Origin of the sequence: Nocardioides albertanoniae (assembly GCF_006716315.1) — a bacterium.
GTDB classification, from domain to species: domain Bacteria; phylum Actinomycetota; class Actinomycetes; order Propionibacteriales; family Nocardioidaceae; genus Nocardioides; species Nocardioides albertanoniae.
Genome location: NZ_VFOV01000001.1, coordinates 899,512 through 924,701 on the forward strand (window position 1 = coordinate 899,512; position 25,190 = coordinate 924,701).

Here is a 25,190-nt window from a genome sequence, read left to right on the forward strand (position 1 = left end):
TTCACCGAGTTACCTCGGTGAACAGCCACACCTCACACATTGCGTCGATACTGCCCGCCGACCTCGAAGAACGCCTCGGTGACCTGGCCGAGCGAGCAGACCCGAGCCGCGTCCATGAGCGCGGCGAAGACGTTCTCGTCGGAGGTGGCGGCCTGCTTGAGACGCTGGATCGCGGCCTCCGCCTCGCTCGCGTGGGCGGTCTGGAAGTCGTGCACGCGGTCCAGCTGCGACTTCTTCTCCTTCTCCGTGGCGCGGGCGAGCTCGACCGGTCCGGCCGGTTCGCCGTTGGTGTCGCGGACGAAGGTGTTGACGCCGATGAGCGGCAGCGTGCCGTCGTGCTTGCGGTGCTCGTAGAGCATCGACTCGTCCTGGATCTTGCCGCGCTGGTAGCCGGTCTCCATGGCGCCGAGCACGCCGCCGCGCTCGGAGATGCGGTCGAACTCCTTGAGCACGGCCTCCTCGACGAGGTCGGTGAGCTCGTCGATGATGTAGGAGCCCTGGAGCGGGTTCTCGTTGAAAGCCAGGCCCCACTCGCGGTTGATGATCAGCTGGATCGCCAGGGCGCGGCGTACGGACTCCTCCGACGGCGTCGTGACGGCCTCGTCGAAAGCGTTGGTGTGCAGCGACTGGGCGTTGTCGTAGATCGCGATCAGCGCCTGCAGCGTGGTGCGGATGTCGTTGAAGTCCATCTCCTGCGCGTGCAGCGATCGCCCGCTCGTCTGGATGTGGTACTTCAGCTTCTGCGAGCGCTCCGAGGCGCCGTAGCGGTCGCGCATCGCGACCGCCCAGATCCGGCGGGCGACGCGGCCGATCACCGAGTACTCGGGGTCCATCCCGTTGGAGAAGAAGAACGACAGGTTGGGTGCGAAGTCGTCGATCGACATCCCGCGAGCCAGGTAGGACTCGACGTAGGTGAACCCGTTGGCCAGCGTGAAGGCGAGCTGGGAGATGGGGTTCGCCCCGGCCTCGGCGATGTGGTAGCCGGAGATCGAGACGGAGTAGAAGTTGCGGACCTCCTGCTCGATGAACCACTCCTGGATGTCGGCCATGCAGCGCAACGAGAACTCGGTGGAGAACAGGCAGGTGTTCTGCCCCTGGTCCTCCTTGAGGATGTCGGCCTGCACGGTGCCGCGCACCGTCTTGATGGCCTCGTAGGGGTCGATGCCGCGCTCGCGCGCCTGGTCCATCACCGTGTTGAGGAAGAACGCCAGGATCGTCGGCGCCGGCCCGTTGATCGTCATCGAGACCGAGGTGGTCGGGGCGAGCAGGTCGAAGCCGTCGTAGAGCGCCTTCATGTCGTCCAGCGTCGCCACCGAGACGCCGGAGGTGCCGACCTTGCCGTAGATGTCGGGGCGCAGGCCGGGGTCGCGGCCGTAGAGCGTCACCGAGTCGAACGCGGTCGAGAGCCGCGTGGCGGGCTGGCCCTCGGAGAGCAGCTTGAAGCGGCGGTTGGTGCGGAACGGGTCACCCTCGCCGGCGAACATCCGCGCCGGGTCCTCGTTCGCACGCTTGTAGGGGAAGACACCTGCCGTGAACGGGAAGAAGCCCGGGAGGTTCTCCCGGCGCAGGAACCGGGTCAGCTCGCCGCGGTCGGTGTAGCCCGGGGTCGAGACCCGCGGGATGTAGTTGCCCGACAACGACGTGCGGCCGCTGTCGTCGGCGGCGTACGTCGCCTTCGTCTCCTCCCAGGAGGCCAGCTGGGTGCGCAGGTCTTCGGGGAGGTCCCCGGCGGGCACGTCGAGCTCGGGGTGGTCGGCGGCCACGATCTCGTAGGCCTGCTCCTTGCGTGCGGCGGCCACGAGATCGTCGGTCGCGGCGTGATAGTCGCGTACGCTGCCGGCGATCTCGGCCAGGTAGCGCACCCGCTTCTCGGGGATGCTCGGGTGCAGCCCGGTGGAGTGCCGGGTCTCGACCCGGGGGAGCACACCCTCGCCGAGCACGAGCCCGGACTCGGCGAGCAGGCCGCGCAGGTGCTGGTAGAGCGCGGTGACGCCGTCGTCGTCGAAGGCGGCCGCGGAGGTGCCGTAGACCGGCATCTCGTCGGGGGAGGAGGTGAACGCTTCCCGGTTGCGCACGAGCTGGCGCGAGACGTCGCGCAGCGCGTCCTCGGCGCCGCGACGCTCGAACTTGTTGATCGCCACGACGTCGGCGAAGTCGAGCATGTCGATCTTCTCGAGCTGGCTGGCGGCACCGAACTCGGGGGTCATCACGTAGAGCGAGACGTCGACGAAGTCGCTGATGCCGGTGTCGCCCTGTCCGATGCCGGGGGTCTCGACGATCACCAGGTCGACGGAGGCCTTCATCACCGAGAGCACCTCGGCGAAGTGATCGGGCACCTCGTGGCCGCCGCGGGTCGCCAGCGAGCGGTAGAAGGTGGTCGAGCCACCGTCGGTGATCGCGGCGAGCGAGTTCATCCGGATGCGGTCGCCGAGGAGCGCGCCGCCGCCGCGTCGTCGCGTCGGGTCGATGGCGAGCACGCCGACGCGGATCTTGTCCTCCTGGTCGATGCGCAGGCGCCGGACCAGCTCGTCGGTGAGGGAGGACTTGCCCGATCCACCGGTGCCGGTGACGCCGAGCACGACGGCCTGGTCGGCCTCGTGCAGGCGCGCCAGGAAGTCGTCGGGGAGCCGGCCCTGCTCGGCACCCGTGATCGCACGCCCGATGGAGTGTCCGTAGCCGGCGATCACCCCGTTGGGGGTGACGTTGAAGATCGGCCACAGGTCGCGGTCGATGTCGCGCACCACCGAGTTGATCATCCCCGGCAGGCCCATCCGCTGGCCCTCCTCGGGGGAGAAGATCTTGACGCCCGAGTTGGCGAGCCGCTCGATCTCGTAGGGCACGATCACGCCGCCGCCACCGCCGACGACCTTCACGTGGCCGGCGCCGCGATCCTTGAGCGCGGAGACGAGATACTCGAAGAACTCCACGTGGCCGCCCTGGTAGGAGGAGACGGCCACGCAGTGGGCGTCCTCCTGCACGGCGGCGTCGGCGATCTCGGTGACCGAACGGTTGTGGCCGAGGTGGATCACCTCGCACCCCTGTGCCTGGAAGATGCGGCGCATGATGTTGATCGCCGCGTCATGCCCGTCGAACAGGCTGCTCGCAGTCACGATCCGCACGTGGTGCTGGGGGATGTGGAGGTCGGTCATTCGGGGTGCTCCGCCAGTCGTCGGTAAAATAGTTGGACGTCCAAGTAATTACCAGGATAAGTCGTCCGGGCGCTACTCGCCAGTCCGCATGCTCGTCCCGACCGAATCCCCCGAGGCCTCCCGGAGCTGGGAGAGCAGCGCGGTCAGCTCGCGCACCTCCTCGATCCCCGGCTTCTCGAAGACTTCGGTGTTGAGCGAGACGGTGGCGGCCTCGACGGCCTCGCGTCCCTCGTCGGTGATGGCGGCGAGCACCACACGCCGGTCGGTCTCCGAGCGGGCGCGGCGTACGAGGCTCTGCTTCTCCAGCCGGCCGACGGCGCTCGTCACCGACGCGGGGTGGACCTGGAGGCGGGAGCCGAGTTTCGCCATCGGCAGCTCGCCGCCGTGGGTGAAGGCGAGGAGCCGGAGCACCTCGTAGCGCGCGAAGGAGAGGTCGTGGGGGCGCAGCGAGGCGTCGATGCGCTCCATGACGAGCTGGTGGACGCGCGCGAGCGAGGTGACCAGTGCCATGCCGTCGGCGGCTGCGTCCCAACCGTGCGCGATCCATTGCCGTTGCGCCTCACGGATGGGATCCATGCGATCAGCATCACATGGATGCGTCGAAAGTGCCGAGCAGGTTGAGGATCACGGCCAGGCCGATGACGGTCGCGATCACCGAGAGGGTCACGACCAGCCCCACGGCGACGGAGAAGCCCGCGCCCTCGTGTCGCGCACCGCGCTGCTGCAGGGCGTAGAGACGGGCGACGCTGGTGATCAGAGTGCGGCCCTCTTCGGCGTCGAAACGGTATTGGTCCAGGTCAGGCACGGCCTCGGGGTCGTGCACCGTCCACATGCCCTGGTCGGTCTGCTCGTCCTTGGCCTCGATGCGACGCACACCGGTCCGCTGCGTGTGCGGCACGTCGCCGAACCAGACGATGCTGCGGGTGTCCTCGATGATCGCGTAGGAGTGCCGCGACGGCGTCGAGACGTGGTAGGTGAAGACCCAGCTCAGCTTGGCCTTCTGCAGCTGGGGGTGCCACTGCGGGTCGTTGAGGTCGAGCTCCACGTCGAAGCCGCGCGAGGTCTCGGTCGCCTTGTAGGGCGTGCCGACGCACACGCGCGCGACATGGTCGAAGAACGGCCGTGCATGAGGGGACACGATTCAACAGGTTATCTGTTCGAGGGGCTCTTGTGGACCTACTGTTCCGCGTTCGGAGGCACGTCGATCTGGAAGTGCACCCGGCCCCGCTCGACGTCGTCGACGGTGATGATGGCGTCGTAGTCCTTGCCCTCGGAGGTGAGCACACAGGTCATCTTGGTGCCGACCTTGCCCTCCAGGTCGCCCGGGCAGTCGAGATCCTCGGGCGTGACGCCGACGGCGTTGGTGAGCTGCTCGGTCGCGATCCGCTCGACGGTCTTCTCCTGCACGTAGTCCTTCTCCGAGTCGCCGCAGGCCGTCAGGCTCAACGACAGCACGAGCAGGGCCGCGCCGGTCAGGGCGCCCGAGATGGCGCGGGTGCGTGTCATGGGCTCAGAGTAGTGGGCTGAGCCGACAGCGCGCGGTCCGGCCGGACCAGGGAGAGGTACGCCCCGCCGGACCAACCGAAAGCGGCGCCGAGTCGGCTCGTCATGACGAGCCGACTCGGCGCCGGTTGCGATCAGCCCACCGGGGTGAAGTCGCGTGCCCCGATGAACGTGGGGCGCGGCTTCGTGGCCGAGAAGGGCTCGACCGCGGTGTTCTCCACGCTGTTGAACACCAAGAAGACGTTCGAGCGCGGGTAGGGCGTGATGTTGCCGTTGGAGCCGTGCATGCAGTTGCAGTCGAACATGACCGCACTGCCGGCCGCGCCGGCCAGCACGTCGATGCCGTAGGTGTCGGCCATCTTCGTGAGCGTCTTCGTGTCGGGGACTCCGGCGCCCTGCATCATCAGCGAGGCCTTGTAGTTGTCCTCGGGCGTGGTGCCGCCGCACGAGACGTACGACCGGTGCGTGCCGGGCATGATCATCAGCGGCCCGTTGTAGGAGTGGTTGTCGGTCAGCGAGATCGAGATGCTCACCGTGCGCATCCGGGGCAGACCGTCTTCTGCGTGCCAGGTCTCGAAGTCGGAGTGCCACGCGAAGTCGCCGCCGCCGAAACCGGGCTTGAAGTTGATCCGGCTCTGGTGGATGTAGACGTCGGAGCCGAGAACCTGCCGCGCCCGGCCGGCCACGCGTGGGTCGGCGGCCAGCCGGGCGATGACATCGCTGATCTTGTGCACCTCGAAGATCGAGCGCACCTCCTGCGAGGCGGTCTCGACGATGGTGCGTTCGTCGTTGAGGATCGAGGGATCGTTGCAGAGCCGCTGCCGCTCGGCCCGCAGCTCATCGACCTCCTCTGGGGTGATGAGTTCCGGGATGGCCAGATAGCCGTTCTCGTCGTAGGACTCGAGCGACTGCTGGTCCATCGGCCCGTCTTCCGTCGTGCCCCAGACCACCTGGTCGTGGCGGGGGAGCACGCCGTAGCCGCCATCGAGGCGAGTGGGGTACACGTCATTGGCGTGTTCGATGGTAGCGGTCATGCAGTTACCTCCTCGGTCGGTTTACTTCGTCTCGGCGCCAGACTCCGTCAGGAGCGGGTAGACGCCGTTCTCGTCGTGCACCTCGCGGCCGGTGACCGGCGGGTTGAAGGTGCAGATCAGGCGCAGGTCCTTCTTCGCGGTGACCGTGTGCTTGTCGTGCTTGTCCAGCAGGTAGCACATGCCATCGCGGATCTCGTACGTCTCGCCGGTCTCGCGGTCGAGGAGCTCGCCCTCGCCGGCGACGCAGTAGACGGCCTCGATGTGGTTGGCGTACCAGAACTCGTTGGTCGTCCCCGCGGGGATGTTGGTCTCGTGGAAGGAGAAGCCGACGCCTTCACGGGCGAGCACGATCCGGCGGCTGCGCCAGTTGCCGTGCTCGCCCTCGACGCTGACGTCGCGGTCGGTGCCGTTGAGGTCTTCCAGGTAGGTGACGCGCATGATGTCTCGATTCAGGTGTTGAGGGAGTGAGTGGTCAGGCCGGGTTGCCGTCACCGAGGACCGACACGGCGGCCTTCTCGATGATGGCCAGACCGCTGGCGAGCTCCTCGGAGGTCGTGGTCAGCGGCGGCATCGTCTTGAGCACCTCGTCGGAGGGTCCGGAGGTCTCGACCAGCAGCCCCATCTCGTACGCCGCTGCCGCGATCTTCCCGGCCGCCTCGACGTCCGGGAAGAAGATGCCGGTCAGGAAGCCACGACCGCGGACGGACGCGCCCTCGTACCGCTCGGCGATCTTCGTCAGACCAGCACGCAGCTCGTCGGCCTTCGCCTGGACCTCGTTCTGGAAGGTCTCGTCGGCCCAGAACTTCTCCAGTGCCACCCGACCGGTGACGAAGGCGAGGTTGTGGCCACGGAAGGTGCCGTTGTGCTCGCCCGGCTCGAACTGGTCCAGCTCGGGGCGGAACAGGGTCAGCGCCATCGGCAGACCGAAACCGGAGATCGACTTCGAGAGGCAGACGATGTCGGGGGTGAACCCGGCCTCCTCGAAGCTGAAGAAGGTGCCGGTGCGGCCGCAGCCGGCCTGCACGTCGTCGACGATCAGGAGGATGTCGTGCTCACGGCACAGGTCGGAGAGCGCCTTGAGCCACTCCAGCCGGGCGCCGTTGAGGCCACCCTCGCCCTGCACGGACTCGACGATGATCGCGGCGGGCTTGTCGACGCCGGAGCCGCTGTCCTGGAGCACCCGCTCGAGCCACATGAAGTCGTCGACGGCACCGTTGAAGTAGTCGTCGTAGGGGATCTTCGAGCTGTTGGTCAGCGGGATGCCGGCGCCCTTGCGCTTCATCGAGTTGCCGGTCACGGCCAGCGAGCCGAGGGTCATCCCGTGGAAGGCGTTGGTGAACGACAGCACGTGCTGGCGGCCGGTCACCTTGCGGGCCAGCTTGAGCGCGGCCTCGACGGAGTTGGTGCCCGTCGGGCCGGGGAACATCACCTTGTAGTCGAGGTCGCGCGGCTTGAGGATCAGGTCGGAGAAGGCCTGCAGGAAGTCGCGCTTGGCGCTGGTGTGCATGTCCAGCGAGTGCAGGATGCGGCCCTCGCGCAGGTAGTCGAGCAGCGGCTCGAGCAGCGCGGGGTTGTTGTGGCCGTAGTTGAGCGCGCCGGCACCGGCGAAGAAGTCGAGGAACTCACGCCCGTCCTCGCTGGTGACCGTGGAGCCCTGCGAGTGGGTCATCACGGCGGGCCAGTTGCGGCAGTAGCTGCGGACCTGGGACTCCAGGGACTCGAAGATCGAGATGTCGCCACCGGTCTGGGGCGTGTCGGTGTGGGTGTTGTCGGTGGTCGTAGTCATGGGTATGACACCTCCGTGGGTTGTCGATGTGTCGTCGCCCCCCGAGAACGCGGGCGCACGCGCCCAGGCGGACCGGGGTGCGGTTCGGGTCGGGTCGAGCGGTCAGAACGGGCCGATGCGGAAGAGCAGCTCCGCGTCGTGGCCGTCCGGGAACATCTCGGCCTCGAAGAGCGGCGTGCGCTCGATCGGCGCCTTGCGTGCGTTCGCGAACGAGGTGAACAGCGCGATGGAGGCGCTGTTGTCGGCCGTGATGGTTGTCTCCAGGTGGCGCACCGGAGCGTCGGAGCTGCGGTCGACGAGGTCGTCGAGCATGCGGCTGGCCAAGCCCTGGCCGCGGTACTGGTCGCCGACGGCGACCTGCCAGATCATCAGCGTCTCCGGGTCGTCCGGGCGCCGGTAACCGGTGACGAATCCTCCAGGGTCGTCATCGATGGTCGCGATGATCGAGGTCTCCGCGAAGTCGCGCGCCCACAACAGGTAGGCGTACGAGGTGTTGACGTCGAGTACCCGCGCTTCCCGTGCCATCCGCCACAGATGCTGACCGTCCTCGAGGTTCGGTGAGCGGAAGTCGACTCGGGTTGCCGACTCCGGGCGGGGCACGCTGCCAGTCGAGTTGCGATGTGGCATCGCGTCAGGACGTTAACAGGCTGGCGGCCCGAATGCCCGGCAGGTCCGCTCTGCGAGCGGGGAGGTGTGAGATGCGCCTCATTTTTGAACGCGCCAAACGCGGCGAACCAGCCGGTTCAGGCAGACGTACGCCGCACCAGTTCGGGAGCGAAAACGATGCGCCGGGGCACGGTCGTGGTGCCGTCGAGCTGGGCGAGGAGGAGCCGGGCGGCCTCCTCGGCCATGGCGCTGATCGGGTTCTTGACCGTGGTGAGCGGGGGAGTGGTGCGCTCGGCGATGCCGAGATCGTCGTAGCCGACGACCGCGACGTCGTCCGGCACCCGGAGCCCGGCGGCGCCGAGGGCGCGCAACGCTCCCGAGGCCATCAGGTCGGAGGCGACCATGAGGCCGTCGATGTCGGGGTGGTCGCGCAGCAGGGCCTTGCAGGCGGCCTCGCCGCCGTCTTCGGTGAAGTCACCCTCGATGGCTGCGTCGGTGGCGAGGCCGGCGGCGTCGAGCGCGGCCCGCCAGCCCGCGGCCCGGTCGGTGCCGGCGCTCATGTCGACGGGGCCGGTGATGGTGCCGATGCGGCGGCAGCCGCGCTCGATCAGGATCTGGGTGACCTCACGGGCGCCGGCCACGTTGTCGGGGTCGGTGTAGAAGACCTTCTCCGCGCCGGTCAGCGGCCGGCCGATGAACGCGGCCGGCAGCCCGATGGCCGCGAGGTGGTCGGCGAGCGCGTCGCTGCGGTGGTGGGAGACGACGATGACGCCGTCGACGTGCCCGCCACGCAGGTAGCGCAGCGTACGTTGCATCTCGTCGCCCGGGCGGGCGATGAGCAGCACGACCTGCAGGTCGCGCTGGGAGAGCACCTGGGTCGCGACGTGCAGGGTGCGGGCGAAGAACGGGTCGGCGAAGACGCGTTCGTCCGGCTCCGGCACGATCATCGCGACCGTCTCGGTGCGGCGCGTCACCAGCGAGCGGGCGGCCGGGTTGGGCACGTAGCCGAGCGTGTTGACCGCCTCGGCCACGGCCTCGGCGGCTCGCGCGGAGACGCGCGAGCCGCCGTTGACGGCACGCGACGCGGTCGCCCGGCTGACACCAGCCAGCCGGGCGACCTCGTCGAGCGTGGGCATGTTCACGACAGTGCCTATTCCTTCCGGGCCGGCACCCGGTTGTGGGCGGCGACGTCGGCGAACCAGAGGCCGCTGTCCTTCGGCGTACGCTCCTGGGTCTCGAAGTCGACGTGCACGATCCCGAACCGGTGCTGGTAGCCGTAGCTCCACTCGAAGTTGTCGAGCAGCGACCAGGCGAAGTAGCCGCGTACGTCGGCGCCCTGCTCGATCGCGTCGAGGGTCGCGCGCAGGTGCTGGTCGATGTAGTCGAGTCGGGCGGTGTCGTGCACGGCGCCATCCTCCACCACGTCGTCGTAATAGGCACCGTTCTCGGTGATGTAGAGCGGCGGGGCGCCGTACTCGTCGCTGAGTCGGGTCAGCAGCCGGGTCAGCCAGACCGGGTCGATCTCCCAGTCGCGCGCGGTCGTGGCACGACCGGTGCGCGGGGTGACGAAGTCGGCGCCGGGGTAGGGGTTGCCGCGCGGCATCTCGGAGTGGACGAGCCGGCTGCCCACCACCTGGTCGGGGTCGATCTCGAACGGCTCCGCCGCGATGGCGTTGCCGAAGTAGAAGTTGACGCCGAGCACGTCGAGCGGCGCCGAGATGACCTCCAGGTCACCGTCGAGCACCCAGTCCTGCCACGGCCGGCCCTGGAAGGTGAGCCCTTCGGTGTCGGCGGCCAGGTCGTCGGCGTACGCGCCCCGGAACAGCGGGTCGAGGAAGACCCGGTTGTGCAGCCCGTCGACCCGCCGGGTCATGTCGACGTCCTCCCGGCGCTCGGGGTCGTACGGGTCGGCGACCGTCGGGTTGAGGGTGATGCCCAGCGACTTGCCGTTCTCCGGGGTCGCGCCGCGACCGCGCAGCTCGTTGACCACGAGGCCGTGGCCGAGCATGAGGTGGTGGGCGGCGACGATGCCGGCCACCCCCTCCTGGCGGCCCGGAGCGTGCTGGCCGCCGGAGTAGCCGAGGAACGCCGAGCACCACGGCTCGTTCAGCGTGGTCCAGTGGTCGACGCGGTCGGAGAGCGCGTCGTAGACGGTCGTGGCGTACTCGACGAACCGGTAGGCGGTGTCGCGGTTGGTCCAGCCGCCCTGGTCCTCGAGCGCCTGCGGCAGGTCCCAGTGGTAGAGCGTGACCCACGGCGCGATCTCGGCCTCGAGCAGCTCGTCGACGAGGCGGCTGTAGAAGTCGAGGCCCTCCTGGTTGACCTTCCCGCCGTCGGGCCGGATCCGCGGCCACGCCGTCGAGAAGCGGTAGGAGGCGAGGTTGAGGCGCTTCATCAGCGCGACGTCCTCGGGCACCCGGTGGTAGTGGTCGCAGGCGGTCTCGCCGGTGTCGCCGTTGAGGATCGCCCCCGGCACCTTCGAGAAGGTGTCCCAGTTGCTCGGCGTGCGTCCGTCCTCGTCGATGGCTCCCTCGATCTGGTAGGACGCGGTCGCCGCGCCCCAGAGGAAGTCCTTGGGGAACGTACGTTCGGCGTGGGCGGGGTGTGTCGAGAGGGTCATCCCTTGACGGCTCCTTGCATGATGCCGGACACCAGGTGGCGGCCGGTGGCGATGAACAACAGCAGCAACGGGATCGTTGCCATGATGGTCCCGGCCTGGAGCAGAGCGAGGTCGCTCAGCCCCTGTCCGGGGGCGATCTTGAGCTGGTCGAGTGCGGTCTGAAGGGTCTGTACGTCGGAGTTCTGCAGCACCAGGAGCGGCCACATGAAGTCGGTCCACACGCTCATGAACGTGAACAGCGCGAGGATCGCCATCGCCGGGCGCGCGGCCGGGACGGCGACCGTCCAGGCGATGCGCAGCTGCGAGCAGCCGTCGACGCGGGCGGCGTCGATGAGCTCGTCGGGGATGGCGTCGACCAGGTACTGCCGCATGAAGAACACCCCGAACGCCGTCACCAGCCACGGCAGGATCACCGCCGCGTGGGTGCCGGTCAGGCCCAGGTTGCTGAACTGCTTCAGCATCGGCACCAGCGCCAGCTGGGTCGGCACCGCCAGCGTCATGATGATGAACGCCATCAGCATGTTGGAGCCGCGGAAGCGGAGCTTGGCGAAGGCGTAGCCGGCCAGGGTCGAGAAGAGCACGACCGAGACCGCGCCGGCCGCCGAGACGATCACCGAGTTGGCCAGCGCCGACCAGAAGTCGATCTGGTCGAAGACGCGGCCGGCGTTGTCGAGGAAGTGGCCTCCCGGGAGGAACGGGGGTGGTGTCTGCAGCACCCGCTCCTTGGTGACGGTGCCGAGCACGTAGGACCAGTAGAGCGGGAAGACCGATCCGAGGATGAACGCTCCCAGGAGTCCGTAGACGAGGAAGCCGGGTTTGTTGACGCTTCTGCTCATCGCAGACTCCTACGTTGCACGGCCCGGGTGACCAGGAAGTTGAGCAGGGCGATCCCGACGATGAGCAGGAAGAGCAGCCAGGCCGCGGCAGCCGCCCGTGGATAGGGGTCGGTCGCGCTGTTGGCGGTGTTGAAGACGTACATCGTCAGGGTCTGGAACTGGTAGTTGGCGCCGCCCTGGTGCTGCAGGTTGGTGTCGAAGAGCCGGGGCTCGGTGAAGATCTGCAGGCCACCCATCGTCGAGGTGACGATCACGAAGACCATCGTGGGCCGGATCGAGGGCAGGGTGATGTTCCAGAACTGGCGTACGCGGTTGGCGCCGTCGATCGAAGCCGACTCGTAGATGTCGCGAGGCACCGCCTGCATCGCGGCCAGGATGATCAGGGTGTTGTAGCCGGTCCAGCGCCAGTTGACCATCGTCGCGATCGCCGTCCAGCTGGCGAAGCGGTCGGAGTGCCAGCCGATCGGGTCGATGCCGACCACCCGCAGGATCTCGTTGGCGAGTCCCGAATTGTCGGCGAAGATCGCGCCCCAGATCAGCGCGGCCGCGGCGGGTGCGACGACGTAGGGGAGCAGCACCGACATCCGCCACCAGGAGCGACCGCGCAGGTTGGTGTCGAGGAGCGCGGCGATGACGGTCGCGACGATGACCTGCGGCACCGAGGAGAGCAGGAAGATCCCGATGGTGTTGACGATCGCCTTGCGGAAGACCGGGTCGGAGAGCACATGGGAGTAGTTGGCCCACCCGACGGCGTCGCCGTGCTCCGCGCCGAAGCGCGGCCACGAGAAGAACGAGAGGTAGCCCGTGTAGAGGAGGGGGTAGAGGCCGATGACCGCGAAGACGACGAAGAAGGGCGCGATGAAGAGGTACGGCGCGTACTTCACGTCCCAGCGGCTCAGCCGCTGCCGCAGGGCCGAGGGGCCCTGCGGCGAGCGGCGTGCCTGCGAGGCTTGATCGAGCATCTGCGCTTAGAGCCTGCCGACTGCCTGGGTGAAGGTCTCCCACGACTTCTCCGGGTCGGCACCCTCGTCGACGCGCTGGATCGCGGTCTGGAGGAGGCCGAGGATGTCGGAGTACTTGTCACCCTTGAACGGGAGGTCGGGCTCCACCGCCTTGGCGCGGTTGGCCAGGATCTCGGCGGTCTTGGCGTTGCCGAAGTAGGGGTCTTCCTTGTTCTCGGCCGCGAGCGTCTCCTGGGCCTCGATGTTGGCCGGGAAGTTGCCGGTCGCCTCGAACGCGGTGACCTCGGAGTCGGCGTCGGTCAGGTAGTTGGCCAGCTGCTTGGCCTCCTCCTGGTGCTTGGACTGCGCCGGGACCGCGAGGAACGAGCCGCCCCAGTTGCCGCCGCCACCGGGGAACACGTCGGCGATCGCCCAGCCCTTCACGTCGGGCGCGGAGGACTTGATGTTGGCGAACATCCAGCCGGGGCACGGCATGGTGGCGAACCCGTCGTTGGTGAACGCTGCCTGCCAGTCCTCCTTCCACTGCACGGCGCGGGTGGAGAGCGTCGGGGTGTACTTCGCGACGGTGTCGTAGACGGCCTTCAGCTCTTCGTTGTCGACGTCGACCTTCTGGTCCTCGGTCTGGAACGGGTACTTCACCTGGTTGAGCATGGCCTGGGCGATCGAGCCGCTGGAGTCGTACCACTTGGTCTTCGGGACCTTCTTGGCGAACTTCTCACCGGAGGCGAAGTAGGTGTCCCAGTCGGTGAAGAGCTTGGCGGCCTCGGCGGGCTCGGAGGGTAGGCCGGCCTTCTTGAACAGGTCGGCGCGGTAGCAGATCGCCTCCGGGCCGGCGTCGGTCGGATATCCGATCTGTACGCCGTCGGTGGTCTGGCCGGCCTTGTACTTGTATTCGACCCACCGGTCGTCGAGCTCGGGGTCGGTGATGTCGGCGAACTGGTCGGAGGCGCCCTCGGCGAGGAACTGCGGCATCGCGTCGCCCTCGATCGCGACCACGTCGGTCAGGCCGGTGCCGGCCTGGAGGCTGGTGGTGAGGGTCTGCTTCCAGGTGTCCCACTCGGAGATCTTGGTCTGCTTGACCTTGAAGGGACGCTCGGGATCGGCGTTCCACTCCTTGATGAGCTCGTCATAGCCGAACTCGCTGAAGGTGGTGATGGTGAGCGTGTCGTCCTTACCGAGAGCGGACTGCTCGTCGTCACCGCCGCCCCCGCCGCACGCGGTCAGGCCGGTGACGAGAGAGGCGACCGCACACGCGGCCAGGGCCGTCCGTGGGGTGCGGCGCCAGGACTTGGAGATCTTGGACACGGGAGTGCTCCTGCACGTCGATGTGGGGAGTGAGAGCGCTTCCACTCTCGGGATTAGACAGAGTGTGATTGGAGTCACAAGGTGGTGTCAAGAGCGCTCGGGTAACGAATCTGTGAACGTGAGAGCGCTTCCATGTTTGGGGTGAATAATTTGCCGAGTCGGCTCGTCAGAACGAGCCGACTCGACGGGGGTCAGGTGGAGATGACGGTCAGGAGGCGCGCGGTCTCGGCGGCCATGGCGTCGCGGCCGGCGCCGAGGTATCTGCGCTGGTCGACCAGAGCCTGGTCGGTCTCGAGCTGCTCGCGCACGGCTGCGGTGAAGGCCTTGTTGAGCTGGGTGGCGACGTTGATCTTGGTCATCCCGGCGGTGATGGCGGCGCGGAGCCCGTCGTCGCTGACCCCGGAGGAGCCGTGCAGGACGAGGGGGACGCTCACCGCCCGGGCCAACGCGGCGATGAGGTCGACGTCGAGGGTGGCGTCGCGGGTGGTCATCTTGTGGCTCGAGCCGACTGCCACGGCGAGGGCGTCGACGCCGGTGCTGCCGACGAACTCGGCCGCCTCGGTGGGATCGGTGCGGGCTCCCGGAGCGTGTACGCCGTCCTTGCCGCCGACCTCGCCGAGCTCGGCCTCGACGTGGGCGCCGCGGTCGTGGCAGCGCTGCACGACGGCTGCGGTGCGGGCGAGGTTCTCCGCATAGGGGAGCTGGGAGGCGTCGTACATCACCGAGGAGAAACCGAGGTCGACCGCGACCCCGACCAGGCGCTCGGAGGTCGCGTGATCGAGATGGAGCGACATCGGCATCGTCGAGCCGGACGCGACCGCGATCGCGGCCTGGGCCAGCGGGGCCAGGCCACCGTGATAGCGGACCGCGTTCTCGCTGATCTGCACGATGAGAGGTCGGTTGGCGGCCTCGGCGCCGGTGGCGAGCGCCTCGACGGTCTCCAGGTTGATCGTGTTGAAGGCGGCGACGCCGCGGCCTTCCTCGTGGGCGGCGGTGATGAGCGCGGCCGTGGTCGTGAGGGTCACTCAGGTCTCCTTGGTGACGGTGACGAGGGGGCGGAGTCGGTCGAGGGTGGCGAGGTCGAGCTCGCCGGCGTGCGCGACCGGGACTGCTGCGGCCGACCAGGCCACCGCCTCCCGCAGGGACTGGTGCCAGTCGACGCCGCGCGAAGCGGACGCCTGGCCGAGAGCGAGCGCGGCCGTCGCGGCGTCTCCGGCGCCGGTCGGGTTGCCGACGAGCCGCTCGTCGAGGCGTGCTGACCACACGCCGTCCGGGGTGACGGCGAGCATGCCGTCGGGGCCCCTGGTGACCACGACTGCGCCTGCGCCCAGCTCGCGGAGGTGCCGGGCCGCTGCGTACGGGTCGTGGATGCCGGTCGCGTCGGCGAGCTCGGCGGCGTTGGGGGTGAGCAGGTCGGCGCCGGCCTCGGCGGCGGCGATCAGGGCCGGCCCGGAGGTGTCGACGAGGAGGGCGGGATGCGATCTGACTGACTGGTCAGTCAGATCGGGGGAGGGCCCTGCTGGGCTGGGCGGCTGGGTTTGGGGCAGAGCTCTCGGCAGGGTCTTCAGCATGGCGCAGAGCTCGGCGTACGTCTCGGGGCCGAGGCCGACCGGGAGGCTGCCCGACATGACGACGCAGGTGGCACGCCGTCCGAGCTGTCCGAGCCGGTCAGCAAGACCGTCCCGCTCGGCGGCGGTGACGGTGGGGCCGGGCTCGTTGAAGATGGTCACGTCGTCGGGGTCGGCGACGGCGACGGTGCGGCGTGTGGTGCCGGCGATGCTGACGAACGCAGAGTCGAGCCCGGCGGCATCGAGATCAGCGCGGACCTGCTCGCCGATGACTCCGCCGAGCAGGCCTGTCGCCGTGGTCGCGTGTCCGAGCTGATGGAGCACGCGGGACACGTTGACTCCCTTGCCGCCGGCCCGCTCGTGCACCGAGCGCACCCGGTGGCTGCCATGGAGCACGATCTCGTCGACGCGGTAGGTCACGTCGAGCGCAGGATTGAGCGTGATGGTGAGGATCATCCGGCCTCCGCGTCACCGAGCAGGTCGAGAGCCAGCAGCCCGGCGCCGGTGCAGCCGGCGAGCGTGCCGAGCGCGGCGGGCCGGAGGTCGATCTCGAGCGGGGTGAGCCGCTCGAGCGCTCGGCGCAGCGGGCGCAGCAGCAGGTCGCCCGCACCGGCCAGTCCGCCGCCGATCACGACGGCATCCGGGGCGAGGAGGGTGACGCACGGCGCCAGGGTGCGAGCCAGCGCCTCCACCGCCTGCTGCCAGATCAGCGCCGCCACCGGATCGCCCTGGCCGACTCGTGCCGCGACCTCGGCCGCGGTGGCGGGGTGACCGTTCTGCTCGGCGTAGGCCCTGCTGATCGCGGCCGCCGAGGCGATCGCCTCCAGGCAGCCGATGCGGCCGCACACGCACGGCCGGGTGTGGCCGGCGTCGAGGTGGCCGATCTCGCCGAACGGCCCGGGGCGCTCGAGGAGCCGGCCGTCGAGGACCACGCCGGCGGCGATGCCGGTGCCGATCGGCACCACCAGCACGTCACGCAGGCCCTGCGCGGCCCCGAGCCTCGCCTCGGCAAGCGCCCCGGCGCGTACGTCATGGCCGAAGGCCACCGGCAGCCCGACCCGGGCGGCGACCTGGTCGCGGAGCGGAGCCGCGCGCCAACCGAGATTGTCGGAGCGGGTCGCGATGCCGCTCTCGGCGTCGACGTGGCCGGGCACGACCAGCCCGACCGCCTCGATATCAGACTGTCTCCGCAGGTCAGCGACAGCCTCTGCGACGACGTCGACGACCTCGCGCGCGGTGTCGGGGCCGCGCAGCGGGGTCGCGATCTCGGCCCGGGGCTCGAGGATGCCGTCTCGCAGGATGCCGTACTTGATCGCGGTGCCGCCGACGTCGACGGCCGCCACTGTCGGGGGCATCAGTCCGGCAGCTCGACGGCTCGGGTCAGGTGGCGGGGCCGGTCGGGGTCGAGGTCACGGGCGAGTGCGAGGCCGACGGCGACGCGCTGAGCGAGGACCAGCTGTGCCAGCGGGTCCAGGTCGTTGCTCACGAAGCCGGCACCGGTTGCGGCCACCTGCTCCGCGAGCCCGTCGGGAGCCGCTCCGAAGGACCACACCTCGCGGCCGGGTTCGGCGATCGCGACCGGGCCGTGACGGTAGTCCATCGCGGGGTAGGCCTCGGCCCAGAACTGTGCGGCCTCGCGGGTCTTCAGGGCAGCCTCGTGGGCGAGCCCGATCGTCCAGCCCTGCCCGACGAAGCTGATCTGCCCAGCGCTCAGGTGCGGGGTGATGTCGGCGGCGAGGGCACGCTCCGCGTCGCCGGCGAAGCCTTCGACGTCATCGCCGAGATGGGCCCGCAGCAGCGCCAGCGTGGTGGTCGCGAACCGGGTCTGCACGACCGACTCCTCATCGGCGAAGGGCAGCCCGATGATCTCGTCGGCCACGTCCTTGACCTGCTCCTGCGGCACTCCGGTGATCGCGACGGTCGGCGCGTCCACCGCGGCGAGCAGCCGCAGCACCTCGGTCGTCGTGCCGGACCTGGTGATCGCCACGACCCGGTCATAGGCGCGCGCGGTGGGGAACTCCGATGCCGTGAAGGCGTCGGTCTCGCCCTGGCCTGCGGCTTCCCGCAGCCCGGCGTAGGCCATCGCCATGAACCACGACGTGCCGCACCCGACGACCGCGACCCGCTCGCCACGGCGCGGCAACAGGCCGGCCACCGACGGCAGCAGCGCCGCCGCCTCCCGCCAGGTCGACGGCTGGCTCGTGATCTCGGCCTCCACATGCGTACGCGTCATGGAGGAAGTGTTGCAAACCACCGACGACAACGCGGCCGCCGACCCGAAGGTCGACGGCCGCGCGTTGAGAGCGGTCAGGCCTTGTTGGCCTTACGAGCCCTTGATGCAACCTTGGCGCGCTCGTTCTGGTCGAGCACGACCTTGCGGATGCGGACCATGTCGGGGGTGACCTCGACGCACTCGTCCTCGCGGCAGAACTCCAGACACTGCTCGAGGGAGAGCTTCTTCGGCGGGATGAGCTTCTCGAAGTTGTCGGAGGTGGCGGAGCGGACGTTGGTCTGCTGCTTCTCCTTGGTGATGTTGACGTCCATGTCGTCCTGGCGGGAGTTCTCGCCGACGATCATGCCCTCGTAGACCTCGGTGGCCGGGTCGACGAACATGACGCCGCGCTCCTGCAGCGAGGTCATGGCGTAGGCCGTGGCGGCACCGGCGCGGTCGGCGACGAGCGAGCCGTTGTTGCGCGAGCGGATCTCGCCGGCCCAGCGGTCGTAGCCCTCGGAGATGTGGTGGGCGATGCCGGTGCCACGGGTCTCGGTGAGGAACTCGGTGCGGAAGCCGATCAGGCCACGCGCCGGCACGATGAACTCCATGCGGACCCAGCCGGTGCCGTGGTTGGTCATGCCCTCCATGCGGCCCTTGCGGTGGGCGAGCAGCTCGGTGATGCTGCCCAGGTGCTCCTCGGGAGCGTCGATCGTCAGGCGCTCGTAGGGCTCGTGCACCTTGCCGTCGATCTCCTTGGTGACCACCTGCGGCTTGCCGACGGTCAGCTCGTAGCCCTCGCGTCGCATCTGCTCGACGAGGATCGCCAGCGCCAGCTCGCCACGACCCTGGACCTCCCAGGCGTCAGGACGCTCGGTGTTGAGGATCTTCAGCGAGACGTTGCCGATGAGCTCGGCGTCGAGGCGGTCCTTGACCAGGCGGGCGGTCACCTTGGCGCCCTTGACCTTGCCGACCAGCGGCGAGGTGTTGGTGCCGATGGTCATCGAGATCGCGGGCTCGTCGACGTGGATGAGCGGCAGCGCGACCGGGTTCTCCGGGTCGGCCAGCGTCTCACCGATGGTGATGTCGGGGATGCCGGCGACGGCGACGATGTCGCCCGGGCCGGCCTGCTCACCGGGCTTGCGCTCGAGGCCGTCGGTGATGAGGAGCTCGGTGATGCGTACGTTCTTGACCTCACCGCTGCGCTGCATCCAGGCGACGCTCTGACCCTTCTTCAGGGTGCCCTGGTGGATGCGGAGCAGGGCGAGGCGGCCGAGGAACGGCGACGCGTCGAGGTTGGTGACGTGGGCCTGCAGCGGCGCGCCGGCCTCGTAGGTCGGGGCCGGGATGGTCTCCATGATCGTGGAGAAGAGCGGCTCGAGGTCCTTGGAGTCGGGCAGCTCGCCGTTGCCGGGCTGCTCCAGGCTCGCCACGCCGGCCTTGCCGGAGGCGTAGATCACCGGGAAGTCGAGCGCGTCTTGGCTGTGGGAGTCGTCGAGCAGGTCCATGAAGAGCTCGTACGTCTCGTCGACGACCTCCTCGATGCGGGCGTCGGGGCGGTCGACCTTGTTGACGACCAGCACGACCGGCATGTCGGCGTTGAGGGCCTTGCGCAGCACGAAGCGGGTCTGGGGGAGCGGGCCCTCCGAGGCGTCGACCAGCAGGACGATGCCGTCGACCATCGAGAGACCGCGCTCGACCTCGCCACCGAAGTCGGCGTGCCCCGGGGTGTCGATGATGTTGATCGTCATCCCCTCGGGCGCCGAGGGCCCGGCGTAGTGGATGGCGGTGTTCTTCGCGAGGATGGTGATGCCCTTCTCGCGCTCGAGCTCGCCGGAGTCCATCACCCGGTCGGCGACCGATTCGGCCTCGTGTTCGGTGAAGGTGCCTGCCTGACGCAGCATGGCGTCGACCAACGTGGTCTTGCCGTGGTCGACGTGCGCAACGATGGCGACGTTGCGGAGATTGGCCTTGAGGATCTCTGACATGTGCGAAGCGGCTCGATTTCTGGCGCGGGACGGGACGCCTGATCCTATCCGCCGCGACCTCCTTGACCTGCATCCGGAGATAGCGGTTGGCTGAGACCATGACTCCTCGGAATCGCGTGTGCCAGATCGTGCCCCCGTATCTGATGCAGCGGCTCGATGCCACCTGCCTCGAGAAGGACAACGCATTCCGCGCCGGTCGAGCGGAGCATCTCGCCAGGGTGCTTGCCGCCGGTCCGGCCGTGCCCGAGGCCGTTCCCGAGGCTGACGCGAGCGCCGCCGAGGCCGGCGACTGGACCGTCTACACCGCCGCGAACGGCGCCGACCTGCCCGGCGAGAAGGTGCGCGCCGCGGGCGACCCGGAGTCGGGTGACGAGAGCGTCGACGAGGCGGCGACCGGCATCACCGGGTCGCTGGCGCTCTTCGAGGAGGTCTACGGCCGCGACTCCTACGACGCGCGCGGCGCGGAGGTCGTGATGACCGTCCACTACGAGAAGGACTACGCCAATGCCTTCTGGGACGGCACCCAGCTGGTCTTCGGCGACGGCGACGGCGAGATCTTCCAGCGCTTCACCAAGGCCGTCGACGTGATCGGCCACGAGCTCTCCCATGCCGTCACCGAGCACACGGCGGGGCTCGTCTACGAGGGCCAGTCGGGCGCGCTCAACGAGCACATCTCCGACGTCTACGGCTCCTGCCTCAAGCAACGCCTCCTCGGCCAGAGCGCGCAGGAGGCCGACTGGATCATCGGCGAAGGCCTCTTCACCGAGTCGGTGCAGGGGGTCGGCCTGCGGCACATGCTCGAGCCGGGCACCGCCTACGACGACCCCACCCTCGGCAAGGACCCGCAGCCGGCCCACATGGACGACATCTACGACGGCACCGACGACAACGGCGGCGTCCACATCAACTCCGGCATCCCCAACCGCGCCTTCGCCCTCGCCGCCACCGCGATAGGCGGCACCTCGTGGGAGGGCGCCGGCAAGATCTGGTACGCCGCGCTGACCGGCGGATCGGTCACCACCGACACCGACTTCGCCGGGTTCGCCGCCGCGACCGTCGCCGCCGCGGGCGACCACGCCGAGGCCGTCACCACCGCCTGGTCACAGGTGGGCGTCACCGCTGCCGAGGGCACGCCCGCCCCCGATGGTGAGGAGCCGACCAGCACCGTGGTGAAGGTGCGCCGCAGCGGCGGCCTGCTGGGGCGTACGAAGGAGGGGGAGGCCGAGCTGGCCTCCTCGGCCGCGCAGGTGGTCACCGTGCGCTCCCTGGTCGCCCGTGCCACAGCGCCCGGGAAGCCGAAGGGCGCCGACCGTTACGTCTACGAGTTCGAGGTCGACGGCCAGACCGCCGTCGTCCACGAGGGCGACCTGACCCCCGACCTGCACGCCCTCGCCAACGAGCTGCTCGGGAAGTAGACCCTCAGCCGAGAAGTCACTCCTGCAGGTCGAGAAGTCAGTCCTGCAGGTCGAGTGGGCATCTCGATGCCCACTCGACCTGCAGACGTGACGCTTCGACCTGCAGACGTGACGCTTCGACCTGCAGACGTGACGCTTCGACCTGCAGAGGTGACTTCTCGACTCCCCGGGGGGGAGTGACTAGTCGAGCGCGCGGGCGAGCGCGGCTTCGACGTGCACGGTGATGGCGTCGAGGATCGGGACGTCGACGTCGCTGGGGCTGACCAGAAGGCTCAGCTCGGAGGCACCGAGGATGACGCCGTCGGAGCCGGCGTCCCACAGCTCGTGGACGACCTCGAGCACCCGCTTGCGCGAACCGGCGAGCACGTTTCGGTGCACGAGCTCCTCGTAGATGATCGAGTCGAGCATCTCCACGTGGAGCGTGTCGGGGAGGTTGACGTCGACGCCGTGGTCGGAGATGCGCTGGGCGAAGAAGTCGTTCTCGACCGTGTATCGCGAGGCGAGGAAGCCGGCCTTGGTGATGCCGAGCTCCTTGGACTTCTCGGCGAGCACGTCGGCCAGGTGGAGCACCGGCACGTCGACGGCGGCCTCGACCTGGTCGTAGACCTTGTGGAAGGTGGTGGTGCACAGCAGGATGAAGTCGGCGCCACCTGCGACGACGCTCTTGGCGGAGGCGACCAGGATCTCGGCGACCTGGTCCCAGGCCTCCTTGTCCTGCAGGGCCGTCAGCTCGGCGAGGTCGACGGAGGCCAGCACGATCTTGGCGGAATGAAGCCCGCCGAGACGCTCCTGGACACCCTTGTTGAGTCCCTCGTAGTAGGCGGCGGTGCTTTCCCAGCTCATACCGCCGATGAGTCCGATCGTCTGCACACGTCGAGTGTGACATCGACCGCTGCCGCGTACTGAATCCTCGACGTGCCCCGGGCCAGGTCAGAGCACGGATCAGCCCTCGCGGTGCACCTTGTGCGGTGCGGCCTGGGCACGCGGCTTGATGACCAGCTCGTCGATGTTGACGTGGGCCGGGCGGGTGGCCATCCACGAGATCGCGTCGGCGACGTCGTCGGCGACCAGGGGATCTTCCACGCCGGCGTAGACCTTGTCGGCAGCCGCCTGGTCGCCGTCGAGGCGTACGAGGGAGAACTCCTCGGTGTGGACCATGCCCGGGGCGACCTCCATGATCCGCACCGGCTGGTCGACGATCTCCAGGCGCAGCGCCTCGGTGACCGCGCGGGTGCCGAACTTGGCCGCGTTGTAGCCCGCACCGCCTTCGTAGGCGCGCCGGCCGGCGATCGAGCCGACGTTGATCACGGCTCCCGCACCGGAGGCGATCAGCGCCGGGAGCAACGCCTTGGTGACGCGGGTCAGCCCGACCACGTTGACCTCGAACATCGCCTGCCACTTCTGGAGGTCCGCCTCGGCGACCTTGTCGACGCCGAAGGCGCCGCCGGCGTTGTTGACCAGCAGGTCGAGGCGGTCGCCGACGGCCTCGACGAGCTCGGCGACGGAGTCGTCGGAGGTGACGTCGGTCGCGATCGCGGTGCCGCCGATCTCCTCGGCCAGAGCCTCGATGCGGTCGGCCCGGCGAGCCGCGAGGAAGACGTGGTAGCCGTCGTCGGCGAGGCGACGCGCGGTGGCGGCCCCGATCCCGCTCGAGGCTCCGGTCACGACGGCGGTCTTGGCGGCACTCTTCGAAGGCATGCCCCCATTCTGCTCGCCGCCGTGCTGAGGCGCGCAGACGGTCTCATCCTGGGGCGTGCCTCACACAGGAACGGTCTGGGAATGCCGGCGGGAGATCGGGCGTTGAGACTCAGGACCACAGGCGTAGAGACAAAGGGGCAGGAATGATCCACCGCGTAGCGATGGTCAGTCTGCACACCTCTCCGCTCGACCAGCCGGGCACCGGCGACGCCGGGGGGATGAACGTCTACGTCCTCGAGCTCTCCCGGCGTCTGGCGGCGCAGGGCATCGCGATCGACATCTTCACCCGGGCCACGTCCTCGCGCCTGCCGCAGGTCACCGAGGCGTACGACGGGGTCGCGGTCCACCACGTGCACGCCGGTCCCTTCGAGGGCCTGGCCAAGGGTGATCTCCCCGGGCAGCTGTGCACGTTCGCGCGCGAGGTGCTCCGCGCCGAGGCGTCGAACCCGCCGGGCTACTTCGACGCGGTGCACTCCCACTACTGGCTCTCGGGCCAGGTCGGAGCGCTCTCCCGCGACCGTTGGGGTGTGCCGCTGGTGCACTCCATGCACACCATGGCCAAGGTCAAGAACGCCGCGCTCGCCGAGGGTGACACCCCCGAGCCGGAGGCGCGCCTGATCGGTGAGCAGCAGGTCGTCGAGGCCTCCGACATGCTGATCGCCAACACCGACCTCGAGGCCAAGCAGCTGATCAACATGTACGACGCGGAGCCGGGCCGTGTCGCGGTCGTGCACCCGGGTGTCGACCTGCGTGTCTTCCGCCCCCGCGGCCGGGCCGCGGCGCGGGCGGCGCTCGGGCTCCCCGCCCGCGCCCACGTGCTGCTCTTCGCCGGCCGCATCCAGCCGCTCAAGGCACCCGACGTGCTGCTGCGGGCGGCCGCGGTCATGCTCGCCCGCGACCCGTCGCTGCGTCACAACCTGGTGGTGCCGATCGTCGGCGGTCCGTCCGGATCCGGTCTGGAGCACCCGACCGGTCTGGCCGACCTGGCCGCCGAGCTGGGCATCTCCGACGTGGTGCGGTTCGTGCCGCCGGTGCGGCAGGACGAGCTCGCACAGTGGTACTCGGCGGCCTCGGTCGTCGCCGTCCCCTCCTACAACGAGTCGTTCGGGCTGGTCGCGGTCGAGGCCCAGGCCTGCGGCACCCCCGTCGTCGCGGCCGCGGTCGGCGGACTGACCACCGCCGTACGCCACGGCCGCAGCGGCCTTCTCGTCGACGGCCACGACCCGGCGCGGTGGGCCGACGCGCTCACCAACGCCATCAGCTCCCACTCGCGCTGGGCGGCGCTGGCCGACGGCGCGCTCGAACACGCGCAGGACTTCTCCTGGGATCTCACCGCACGCAATACGCTCGAGGTCTACGAAGAGGCCAAGATGTTGATGCGTAAGGAGCTGACGGCGTCATGAGTGAGCGCGGGGACCTGGACGAGGTCGTACGCAGCTGGTTGAAGTCCAACGACCTGTCCTGGGACGAGGCCGAGCAGCCCGGCGGTGAGCTGGTCTTCTCGTTCGCCCTCCCGGGGGAGCGGAAGCTGCAGACGCCCGTCAGGCTCGACGTGGGGCAGCATGCCCTCGGCGTGCACGCCTTCGTCTGCCGCCGCCCTGACGAGAACTTCGAGACCGTCTACCGCTGGCTGCTCGAGCGCAACCTGCGGCTCTACGGGGTCTCGTTCGGGATCGACCGGCTCGGCGACATCTACCTCGACGGCCGGCTGCCGCTGGCGACGGTCGACGCCGACGAGCTCGACCGTCTGCTCGGCTCGGTGCTGACCTACGCCGACGAGTCCTTCAACACCCTCCTCGAGCTCGGCTTCGCCTCATCGATCCGCAAGGAGTGGGAGTGGCGCAAGCTCCGCGGTGAGTCGACCGCCAACCTGGAGGCCTTCCGCGGCTGGCTCGAGGACTGAGCCAGGTTCAACGGGCCAGGTTCAACGGGCCAGGTTCAACGGGCCAGGTTCAACGGGCCAGGTTCGACGGGCCGGCCTCACAGACGGCCCACCTGGTCGGCGTACCAGCGGATCCCGGCCACGTGCTCGGCGATCTCCCGCAGCGTCCAGCTGGGTGTGCGCGGTGCGTCCCACGCCTCCGCGCCCGCCGCTTCGAGGCGGAGGCTGAAGGTGCGGGCCAGCCGGGTGATCCGTTCGCGGGCCTCGCCGAGGTCGGCCTCGGTGAACCGGGACCAGTCCTGCTCGAGGGTGATGCCGCTGGCCTGCCAGCGGTCGGGCTGGGTCGCCGTCCCGGCGAGCAGCGCCTCGACCTCGGCGAGATGGTCGACCAGGTGGTCGGCGATCCGCCGGATCGCCTTGTGCGGCGTGTAGATGCGGTCGCCGTCCTCGCTGACCCGTGGCCGACCGTCCCAGCCGATCCAGGTGGCGGCTAGGTCCAGGCAGTACGCGGCGGCCTCCTCGATCTGCGCGCCCGGGCCGGTGACAGCGAGGTCGGCGGTGAGGTCGGCGGTGAGGTCGGCGGTGGTGGTCGTGTGATCCGTGGTGTGGTCCATGCGCCGAAACGT

At 69.2% G+C, this 25,190-nt stretch carries 24 protein-coding genes; 3 read left to right on the forward strand and 21 right to left on the reverse strand.

The genetic code is table 11. The annotated features are described in order from the left end of the window. Positions 1-32 precede the first annotated feature (32 nt). The 18 genes from icmF to typA form a co-directional block, all read right to left on the reverse strand. The gene (gene icmF / locus FB381_RS04260) at positions 33-3,149 is read right to left on the reverse strand and encodes a fused isobutyryl-CoA mutase/GTPase IcmF (RefSeq protein ID WP_141779132.1); all 3,117 of its coding nucleotides are present in this window, start codon (positions 3,147-3,149) and stop codon (positions 33-35) included. Between the two features lie 72 nt (positions 3,150-3,221). Further along, a complete protein-coding gene (locus FB381_RS04265) occupies positions 3,222-3,725 on the reverse strand; it encodes a MarR family winged helix-turn-helix transcriptional regulator (RefSeq protein ID WP_141779133.1) in 504 nt (167 codons plus the stop codon). A 10-nt stretch (positions 3,726-3,735) separates the two neighbouring features. After that, positions 3,736-4,287 carry a hypothetical protein gene (locus FB381_RS04270; RefSeq protein ID WP_141779134.1) on the reverse strand — a complete coding sequence of 184 codons (552 nt, stop codon included), beginning with the start codon at positions 4,285-4,287 and terminating at the stop codon, positions 3,736-3,738. 38 nt (positions 4,288-4,325) lie between these two features. Continuing rightward, positions 4,326-4,655, reverse strand: a complete 330-nt coding sequence (locus tag FB381_RS04275; RefSeq protein ID WP_141779135.1) for a DUF4333 domain-containing protein — start codon at positions 4,653-4,655, stop codon at positions 4,326-4,328. Between the two features lie 131 nt (positions 4,656-4,786). Then, a complete protein-coding gene (gene thpD / locus FB381_RS04280; protein ID WP_141779136.1) occupies positions 4,787-5,686 on the reverse strand; it encodes an ectoine hydroxylase in 900 nt (299 codons plus the stop codon). Between the two features lie 21 nt (positions 5,687-5,707). Further along, positions 5,708-6,124 carry an ectoine synthase gene (locus tag FB381_RS04285; RefSeq protein WP_141779137.1) on the reverse strand — a complete coding sequence of 139 codons (417 nt, stop codon included), beginning with the start codon at positions 6,122-6,124 and terminating at the stop codon, positions 5,708-5,710. 34 nt (positions 6,125-6,158) lie between these two features. Then, positions 6,159-7,472, reverse strand: coding sequence for a diaminobutyrate--2-oxoglutarate transaminase (gene ectB, locus FB381_RS04290; RefSeq protein ID WP_141779138.1), 1,314 nt, complete (start codon positions 7,470-7,472; stop codon positions 6,159-6,161). A 102-nt stretch (positions 7,473-7,574) separates the two neighbouring features. Continuing rightward, positions 7,575-8,099, reverse strand: coding sequence for a diaminobutyrate acetyltransferase (gene ectA / locus FB381_RS04295; RefSeq protein WP_141779139.1), 525 nt, complete (start codon positions 8,097-8,099; stop codon positions 7,575-7,577). Positions 8,100-8,215: 116 nt separating this feature from the next. Beyond that, positions 8,216-9,214 (reverse strand): LacI family DNA-binding transcriptional regulator, encoded by a 999-nt coding sequence (locus FB381_RS04300; RefSeq protein ID WP_170225047.1) that lies wholly within the window; start codon positions 9,212-9,214, stop codon positions 8,216-8,218. A gap of 14 nt (positions 9,215-9,228) precedes the next feature. After that, positions 9,229-10,698: a GH1 family beta-glucosidase gene (locus FB381_RS04305; protein WP_141779141.1), complete on the reverse strand. Its 1,470-nt coding sequence runs from the start codon at positions 10,696-10,698 to the stop codon at positions 9,229-9,231. Then, positions 10,695-11,534 (reverse strand): carbohydrate ABC transporter permease, encoded by an 840-nt coding sequence (locus FB381_RS04310; RefSeq protein ID WP_141779142.1) that lies wholly within the window; start codon positions 11,532-11,534, stop codon positions 10,695-10,697. Before FB381_RS04310 ends, FB381_RS04305 begins: the two co-directional genes overlap by 4 nt. Then, complete coding sequence (locus FB381_RS04315) at positions 11,531-12,496, reverse strand: carbohydrate ABC transporter permease (RefSeq protein ID WP_141779143.1); 966 nt, start codon at positions 12,494-12,496, stop codon at positions 11,531-11,533. The genes FB381_RS04310 and FB381_RS04315 overlap by 4 nt, the downstream gene beginning before the upstream one ends. A 6-nt stretch (positions 12,497-12,502) precedes the next feature. Further along, positions 12,503-13,801, reverse strand: a complete 1,299-nt coding sequence (locus FB381_RS04320) for an ABC transporter substrate-binding protein (protein WP_141779144.1) — start codon at positions 13,799-13,801, stop codon at positions 12,503-12,505. A 191-nt stretch (positions 13,802-13,992) separates the two neighbouring features. Continuing rightward, a complete protein-coding gene (locus FB381_RS04325) occupies positions 13,993-14,826 on the reverse strand; it encodes a class II fructose-bisphosphate aldolase (RefSeq protein WP_141779145.1) in 834 nt (277 codons plus the stop codon). Further along, entirely contained in the window at positions 14,827-15,825 is a 999-nt protein-coding gene (locus FB381_RS04330) for a 1-phosphofructokinase family hexose kinase (RefSeq protein ID WP_141779146.1), read from the reverse strand. It lies immediately after the preceding gene. Beyond that, a complete protein-coding gene (locus tag FB381_RS04335) occupies positions 15,822-16,724 on the reverse strand; it encodes an ROK family protein (protein ID WP_141779147.1) in 903 nt (300 codons plus the stop codon). Before FB381_RS04335 ends, FB381_RS04330 begins: the two co-directional genes overlap by 4 nt. Beyond that, the gene (locus FB381_RS04340) at positions 16,724-17,602 is read right to left on the reverse strand and encodes an SIS domain-containing protein (protein ID WP_141779148.1); all 879 of its coding nucleotides are present in this window, start codon (positions 17,600-17,602) and stop codon (positions 16,724-16,726) included. The genes FB381_RS04335 and FB381_RS04340 overlap by 1 nt, the downstream gene beginning before the upstream one ends. Positions 17,603-17,676: 74 nt before the next feature. Then, positions 17,677-19,569 (reverse strand): translational GTPase TypA, encoded by a 1,893-nt coding sequence (gene typA / locus FB381_RS04345; RefSeq protein WP_141779149.1) that lies wholly within the window; start codon positions 19,567-19,569, stop codon positions 17,677-17,679. A 98-nt stretch (positions 19,570-19,667) separates the two neighbouring features. On the opposite strand from typA, the gene FB381_RS04350 reads away from it, so the two are divergent. Continuing rightward, entirely contained in the window at positions 19,668-20,984 is a 1,317-nt protein-coding gene (locus FB381_RS04350; protein ID WP_141779150.1) for a M4 family metallopeptidase, read from the forward strand. A gap of 180 nt (positions 20,985-21,164) precedes the next feature. Here FB381_RS04350 and FB381_RS04355 read toward each other — a convergent pair whose 3' ends face one another. After that, entirely contained in the window at positions 21,165-21,854 is a 690-nt protein-coding gene (locus FB381_RS04355) for an aspartate/glutamate racemase family protein (protein ID WP_141779151.1), read from the reverse strand. A gap of 72 nt (positions 21,855-21,926) precedes the next feature. Then, a complete protein-coding gene (locus tag FB381_RS04360) occupies positions 21,927-22,682 on the reverse strand; it encodes an SDR family NAD(P)-dependent oxidoreductase (protein WP_141779152.1) in 756 nt (251 codons plus the stop codon). A 143-nt stretch (positions 22,683-22,825) separates the two neighbouring features. Here FB381_RS04360 and mshA point away from each other — a divergent pair, with 143 nt between their 5' ends. Both mshA and FB381_RS04370 read left to right on the forward strand, forming a co-directional pair. After that, complete coding sequence (gene mshA, locus FB381_RS04365; RefSeq protein ID WP_141779153.1) at positions 22,826-24,085, forward strand: D-inositol-3-phosphate glycosyltransferase; 1,260 nt, start codon at positions 22,826-22,828, stop codon at positions 24,083-24,085. Continuing rightward, positions 24,082-24,585, forward strand: a complete 504-nt coding sequence (locus FB381_RS04370; RefSeq protein WP_141779154.1) for a type III secretion system chaperone family protein — start codon at positions 24,082-24,084, stop codon at positions 24,583-24,585. Before mshA ends, FB381_RS04370 begins: the two co-directional genes overlap by 4 nt. A 77-nt stretch (positions 24,586-24,662) precedes the next feature. On the opposite strand, the gene FB381_RS04375 is transcribed toward FB381_RS04370, so the two are convergent. After that, positions 24,663-25,178: a hypothetical protein gene (locus tag FB381_RS04375; RefSeq protein WP_141779155.1), complete on the reverse strand. Its 516-nt coding sequence runs from the start codon at positions 25,176-25,178 to the stop codon at positions 24,663-24,665. Positions 25,179-25,190 lie beyond the last annotated feature (12 nt).

Bases quoted from the DNA above. Each gene is read 5' to 3' on its own strand.
- icmF (WP_141779132.1), bottom strand. From the start codon at position 3,149: ATGACCGACCTCCACATCCCCCAGCACCACGTGCGGATCGTGACTGCG.
- FB381_RS04265 (WP_141779133.1), bottom strand. From the start codon at position 3,725: ATGGATCCCATCCGTGAGGCGCAACGGCAATGGATCGCGCACGGTTGG.
- FB381_RS04275 (WP_141779135.1), bottom strand. From the start codon at position 4,655: ATGACACGCACCCGCGCCATCTCGGGCGCCCTGACCGGCGCGGCCCTG.
- thpD (WP_141779136.1), bottom strand. From the start codon at position 5,686: ATGACCGCTACCATCGAACACGCCAATGACGTGTACCCCACTCGCCTC.
- FB381_RS04285 (WP_141779137.1), bottom strand. From the start codon at position 6,124: ATGCGCGTCACCTACCTGGAAGACCTCAACGGCACCGACCGCGACGTC.
- ectB (WP_141779138.1), bottom strand. From the start codon at position 7,472: ATGACTACGACCACCGACAACACCCACACCGACACGCCCCAGACCGGT.
- ectA (WP_141779139.1), bottom strand. From the start codon at position 8,099: ATGCCACATCGCAACTCGACTGGCAGCGTGCCCCGCCCGGAGTCGGCA.
- FB381_RS04300 (WP_170225047.1), bottom strand. From the start codon at position 9,214: ATGCCCACGCTCGACGAGGTCGCCCGGCTGGCTGGTGTCAGCCGGGCG.
- FB381_RS04305 (WP_141779141.1), bottom strand. From the start codon at position 10,698: ATGACCCTCTCGACACACCCCGCCCACGCCGAACGTACGTTCCCCAAG.
- FB381_RS04310 (WP_141779142.1), bottom strand. From the start codon at position 11,534: ATGAGCAGAAGCGTCAACAAACCCGGCTTCCTCGTCTACGGACTCCTG.
- FB381_RS04315 (WP_141779143.1), bottom strand. From the start codon at position 12,496: ATGCTCGATCAAGCCTCGCAGGCACGCCGCTCGCCGCAGGGCCCCTCG.
- FB381_RS04330 (WP_141779146.1), bottom strand. From the start codon at position 15,825: ATGATCCTCACCATCACGCTCAATCCTGCGCTCGACGTGACCTACCGC.
- FB381_RS04335 (WP_141779147.1), bottom strand. From the start codon at position 16,724: ATGCCCCCGACAGTGGCGGCCGTCGACGTCGGCGGCACCGCGATCAAG.
- FB381_RS04340 (WP_141779148.1), bottom strand. From the start codon at position 17,602: ATGACGCGTACGCATGTGGAGGCCGAGATCACGAGCCAGCCGTCGACC.
- typA (WP_141779149.1), bottom strand. From the start codon at position 19,569: ATGTCAGAGATCCTCAAGGCCAATCTCCGCAACGTCGCCATCGTTGCG.
- FB381_RS04350 (WP_141779150.1), top strand. From the start codon at position 19,668: ATGACTCCTCGGAATCGCGTGTGCCAGATCGTGCCCCCGTATCTGATG.
- FB381_RS04360 (WP_141779152.1), bottom strand. From the start codon at position 22,682: ATGCCTTCGAAGAGTGCCGCCAAGACCGCCGTCGTGACCGGAGCCTCG.
- mshA (WP_141779153.1), top strand. From the start codon at position 22,826: ATGATCCACCGCGTAGCGATGGTCAGTCTGCACACCTCTCCGCTCGAC.
- FB381_RS04370 (WP_141779154.1), top strand. From the start codon at position 24,082: ATGAGTGAGCGCGGGGACCTGGACGAGGTCGTACGCAGCTGGTTGAAG.
- FB381_RS04375 (WP_141779155.1), bottom strand. From the start codon at position 25,178: ATGGACCACACCACGGATCACACGACCACCACCGCCGACCTCACCGCC.